We start from the raw sequence: 5,168 nt of genomic DNA, 5'->3' as shown, positions 1-5,168 counted from the left end.
ATATTCTGTCTCCCCAAATGGTGGATGCCATGCGGGATGGGCCGAAACAATGGCCGGAATCTATCGCCCAAACGGGTGATTCAGGGATTTCGCCCGATTTTACGGCAGGATGTCGAGCGTCCGCGCCTTCTGCACCGCCTGCGTCCGGCTGGCGACCGCCAGCTTTTCATAAACCCGCGCGACATGCGTCTTCACGGTGTTGGGCGAGATATCGAGCTGGCGCGCGATGACCTTGTTCGCGTGTCCCGCCGCGAGCATTTCGAGCACCTCGCATTCGCGCGCGCTCAGCCCCAGCGCCGCGATGGCGGCGTCGTTGCGCGCAAAGGGCTGGCGCGGCCGCGCGGTCAGCCGGTTGCCCGCCCAGATGCCGAGCGCGACGCACAGGACGGCGATGACCGCAATGTAAAATTCGGTCGACCAGCGGTGCACGACATGTTTGTAGTTCAACCATTCGAGCAGGAACGCCGCGGCGGCAAGCGCGATGCCGTAAAGGATGATCGGGCGGGCCATGCTCCGCATAGACCATCGTCGGCCATCGCTTGCAAGATTGTCCCGAGGCGACCCAACATCGTTACCCGAAAATTTACCATGCGGGCGTAGCGTCCCGGACATGGACAATTTTCGCACACCCGCCGCCCGCGGCCACAAGCGCACTGCCGTTTCGATCGACGTCACCGTCAACGGTGTACTCAACTTCGTCGACGGCCGGATTACCGATCTGTCGGAAGGCGGCGCGCGCATCGACGGGGCGAGCATGCCCGCGCGCTCGCGCTGCGAGATCCATTATGGCGGTGAGGTCACTTACGCGGTGGTCATGTGGTCCGAATTCGACCGCATGGGCGTCCGTTTCCCGTACGAACTGACACATGGCGCGCTTCACAACGCACTGACACGCGCACGCCGCGCATCGATAATCGAACCCGCCCAGATTTTTCACACGACCCGCGCTCCCGTCTTCGGACGCCGCGGACTGAGCTAAGCATCGGGCCTGATCGTTAGATGGGCGCGATCGCCACGCCGTCGCGCTCATTGTCCCAAATCATCGCCATGATCCGCCAGCCGAGGTCGGGATCCTTGAACAGCTGGATCGAATTGACCCCGCGCCGCTCGGGCAGCGCGTCGCCCAACGCCGCGCGCGCTTCATACGCGCTCCATACGTGCGCGATGTTTCCCAGCACATCGATCCGCCGCCCGATCTCGATTTCGAAAAAATCATTTTCGGCAAAGAAGGGCGCCGTGTCGCGCGCATAGTCGTCCAGCCCCATGCTCCGGAACGTCGCGCGTCCATCGGCGTCGATCCAGGTCCGGATCTGCCGCGCATCGGGGTGAAAGCAATGCGCCTGCCGCGACCAGTCGCGCGGCCCCTTCGGCCCCGAGATCATCGCATACATCTCGTCGACCACCGCGCCAATTGCGCTTTCTTCGGTCATGCGGATTGTCCTTTCGCGTTGTGTAGAAGAGGAATTTCCTCCTCCGTTCGCCCTGAGCTTGTCGAAGGGCCGTTCTTTCTTCTACTTGGGTGTCTATGGGGTTCTGGGCCTATATTCTGCATTGCCGTGGCGGCGCTTTCTACACGGGCCACACGGATAATCTTCCTCATCGCATAGCGCAGCATGAATCCGGTACTATAGCCGGCTTTACGTCGGACAAATTGCCCGTTGTTCTTGTTTGGAGCCAGGAATTCTCGACACGCATTGAGGCGTTGGAAGCAGAACGGCGGATCAAGGGGTGGGGCCGTGCCAAGAAGATGGCTCTCATCCGAGGCGATTGGGACAGGATTTCTACTTTAGCAAAAGGCAAGAACGGTCCTTCGACAAGCTCAGGACGAACGGATAAAAGATAGCCCGGTGGCTGCCACCCGCCTTGCCGCGTTCGCCTTTTGTCCCTAGCGTGGCGCGATGGCTCCCGACCCGCTTTCCCTGCCCGCGATCCACGCGAGCCATATCGGCATCTGGATCGCTGACACCCACGGCCGGGTGCAGCGCGTCGGGCGCGGCGAAGCGATTGCCGCGGTCGCGGCGACGCCGCACCTGCTCCTCAACGCGACGCTGACGGGTGACCGGCTCGGCTATCCCGAGCTTTCGGGGCTCGACCTGCTCGAACTGTTCGCCTTCCTCTATCCCGCGCGCTTCGCGGTACCCACCCCGGCAGGAATCGCGAGCGCGATCGGCCTGATGCCCCCGAAGAGCGAGGAAGATATCGCCGCGTTCCTGCCGCGGGCCGCGACGGCGATGCTCGCCACCCTCGACGATCCCGACTGGCCCGAGCGTGAAGGTGCCTGGCACGGCGTACAGGCCTTGTCGCGCCAGCGCTGGGCATGGTCACCGCTTGTCCAGCCGCGCCTGTCGCAGCCCGATGCAAGTGAACGCTGGCTGTTCGCGCGCCTGCCCGAATGGGAAGAGGTGCCGCCGCGCGCCGCGCCGCGACAGGTGACGATCGATGCCGGGGACGTCGCGGTACGGCTCGACCGGCTGACCGGCGACGGCGCCGAACGCCGCCCCGGACAGCAGGACTATGCCCGCGCGACCGCCGCGATCTTCGAACCGCGCGAACGCAAGGACACACCGCAGATGCTGGTCGCCGAGGCCGGAACGGGGATCGGCAAGACGCTCGGCTACCTTGCTCCCGCCAAACAGTGGATCGACCAATCCGCGGGCAGCGTCTGCATCTCGACCTTCACCAAGGCCCTGCAACGCCAATTGTCGCGCGAGACCGAGAAGCTCTATCCCGACGCGGCGACGCACCGCGAAAAGGTCGTCGTGCGCAAGGGGCGCGAGAATTACCTCTGCCTGCTCAACCTCGAAGACGCGCTGCAGGGCGGCTTTTCGGGCCGCGCCGCGATCCTCGCGCAGCTCGTCGCGCGCTGGGCCGCCTATACGCGCGACGGCGACATGATTGGCGGCGACCTGCCCGGCTGGCTCCCCGCGCTCTTCCGCCGCAACGGCACCACCGCGCTGACCGACCGGCGCGGCGAGTGCATCTATGCGGGCTGTCCGCATTTCCGCAAATGCTTCATCGAACGCTCGGCGCGCGCGGCGACGCAGGCCGATATCGTGATCGCCAACCATGCGCTGACGATGGTGCAGGCCGCGCGTCCACGCGACGGCGGCGGCCCCGCAACGCGGCTGATCTTCGACGAAGGCCATCATCTGTGGGACGCCGCCGACAGCATGTTCGCCGCCGCACTCACCGGACAGGAAGCGGTCGAGATCCGGCGCTGGATCCTCGGCCCCGAGGGCAAGTCGCGTGGCCGGCGGCGCGGGCTCGCGGCGCGGCTCGCCGACGTCGCAAGCTATGACGAGGCGGGCGACCGCGCAATCCAGGCGGCGATCGCCGCCGCCGCCGAACTGCCCGGCGACGGGTGGCTCGCGCGATTGTCGGAGAATGACCCGTGGGGCGCGATCGAGCGGCTGCTCGTCGCGGTGCGCGGACAGGTCTACGCGCGCGCGGTCGATACGCGAACCGCCGACAGCGGCTATGGCCTCGAAACCGAGCTCGCCGACCCCGACGCCGCGCTGGTGGCTGCTGCCGCGGCAGCAAGCGACGCGGTCGAGGCGCTGCTGCGGCCGCTGATGGCGCTCGGCAAGCGGCTCGACGCGCTGATCGACGATCCGCCCGACTGGCTCGACGGGCAAGCGCGGGCACGCGTCGACGGCGCACGGCACAGCCTCGGTACGCGCATCGACACATTGGGCGGCTGGCTGTCGCTGCTCGGACGCGTCGGCGGCCCTGCCGACCCCGATTTCGTCGACTGGCTCGCCGTCGATCGTTACGACGGGCGCGAGTTCGACACCGGGCTGCACCGCCACTGGCTCGATCCCGCACGGCCGATCGCGGACGTCGTCTACCGCCCCGCCCAGGGCGTGCTCGTCACCTCGGCGACGCTCCGCAACGGCGGCCAGGGAAGCGGCGGCTGGGCCGATGCCGACATCCGCACCGGCGCGCGGCACATGGATGGCGGCGTCCGCCATTTCGCCGTCCCCAGCCCGTTCGATTATGCGCGCCAGTCGGAAGTGCTGATCGTCACCGATATCGCACGCGGCGACCTTCCCGCGCTCGCCGGCGCTTACAGCCGCCTGATCGAGGCATCGGGGGGCGGCGCACTGGGGCTGTTCAGCGCGATCCGGCGCCTCCGCATCGTCCACGCCCGCATCGCCGACCGCCTCGCCCGCGCGGGTCTGCCGCTGTTCGCGCAACATGTCGATCCGCTCGACACCGGCACGCTCGTCGACATTTTCCGTGCCGATCCGCATGCGTCGCTGCTCGGCACCGACGCGCTGCGCGACGGCGTCGACGTCCCCGGCGATTCGCTGCGGCTCGTCGTGATGGAAGGCGTGCCTTGGCCGCGCCCGACGATCCTGCATGCGGCGCGGCGCGCGGCGCAGGGCGGCGGCGCCTATGACGACATGGTCATTCGCGCGCGCATCGGCCAGGCGTTCGGCCGCCTGATCCGCCGTGCCGACGATTTTGGCCAGTTCGTGATGCTCTCGCCCTCATTCCCGTCGCGGCTGCTCAGCGCCTTTCCCGAGGGCACGCCGATCCGCCGCCTGCCGCTCGACGAAGCCGTCAACCATGTTGCCGCGGCAAATGTCGAACGCAGAAAAACCGCGTTTCCCGCCTTTTCACCGTCATAAGTTTCCGGCACAAGGCGCCGAACGAGGGTAATGCGTGGGAACGCAGGGAGAGATTTTGAAGACTTTGACAATCCTGCGCCACGCCAAATCGGGTTGGGATGTACAGGTCGAGCGCGATTTTGACCGGCCGATCAACAAGCGGGGCCAGCGCGGCGCCGAATTGATCGGACAATGGTTGAAACGGCAGAAGCTGCCCATCGACCGCATCATCGCCTCGCCGGCGGTGCGGGTGACCGAGACGCTCGACATTTTTCAACCCGCCGCCGATCTCGACACGCTCGAGCCGCATTGGGATCGCCGCATCTACCTCGCCTCCGCCGCGACGCTGATCGACGTGATTCGCGACACCGGACGCGATGCGCAGCATCTGCTGATTTCGGGACATAATCCGGGGCTGGAGGATCTGATCCTGATGCTCGTACCGCAATCCACCGACGACGAACTGCGCGCAAAGGTCGAGGAAAAGCTGCCGACATCGGCGCTGGCGCGGCTCGAACTCGACATCGCCGACTGGCACGATCTCGACGTGAACAT

The 5,168-nt window shown here is 66.4% G+C and carries 6 protein-coding genes; 4 read left to right on the top strand and 2 right to left on the bottom strand.

Annotated features, from left to right (window positions below; genetic code table 11):
• Positions 1-99: 99 nt before the first annotated feature.
• On the bottom strand, positions 100-510 hold the full coding sequence (locus VGD20_RS12095) for a response regulator transcription factor (protein ID WP_331134686.1): 411 nt from the start codon (positions 508-510) through the stop codon (positions 100-102).
• A 100-nt stretch (positions 511-610) separates the two neighbouring features.
• Between VGD20_RS12095 and VGD20_RS12090 the strand changes: the two genes are divergently transcribed.
• Entirely contained in the window at positions 611-979 is a 369-nt protein-coding gene (locus tag VGD20_RS12090) for a PilZ domain-containing protein (RefSeq protein WP_331134685.1), read from the top strand.
• A gap of 16 nt (positions 980-995) precedes the next feature.
• Here VGD20_RS12090 and VGD20_RS12085 read toward each other — a convergent pair whose 3' ends face one another.
• Positions 996-1,430, bottom strand: a complete 435-nt coding sequence (locus VGD20_RS12085; protein WP_331134684.1) for a hypothetical protein — start codon at positions 1,428-1,430, stop codon at positions 996-998.
• A gap of 95 nt (positions 1,431-1,525) precedes the next feature.
• Here VGD20_RS12085 and VGD20_RS12080 point away from each other — a divergent pair, with 95 nt between their 5' ends.
• The 3 genes from VGD20_RS12080 to VGD20_RS12070 form a co-directional block, all read left to right on the top strand.
• Positions 1,526-1,843 carry a GIY-YIG nuclease family protein gene (locus VGD20_RS12080; protein WP_331134683.1) on the top strand — a complete coding sequence of 106 codons (318 nt, stop codon included), beginning with the start codon at positions 1,526-1,528 and terminating at the stop codon, positions 1,841-1,843.
• Between the two features lie 55 nt (positions 1,844-1,898).
• Positions 1,899-4,634, top strand: a complete 2,736-nt coding sequence (locus VGD20_RS12075; protein WP_331134682.1) for an ATP-dependent DNA helicase — start codon at positions 1,899-1,901, stop codon at positions 4,632-4,634.
• 55 nt (positions 4,635-4,689) lie between these two features.
• The coding region (locus VGD20_RS12070) for a SixA phosphatase family protein (RefSeq protein WP_331134681.1) at positions 4,690-5,168 on the top strand (479 nt) is incomplete at its 3' end.

Origin of the sequence: Sphingopyxis sp. (assembly GCF_036402335.1) — a bacterium.
Lineage (GTDB): Bacteria > Pseudomonadota > Alphaproteobacteria > Sphingomonadales > Sphingomonadaceae > Sphingopyxis.
This window is presented reverse-complemented; position numbering and strand designations above follow the sequence as displayed.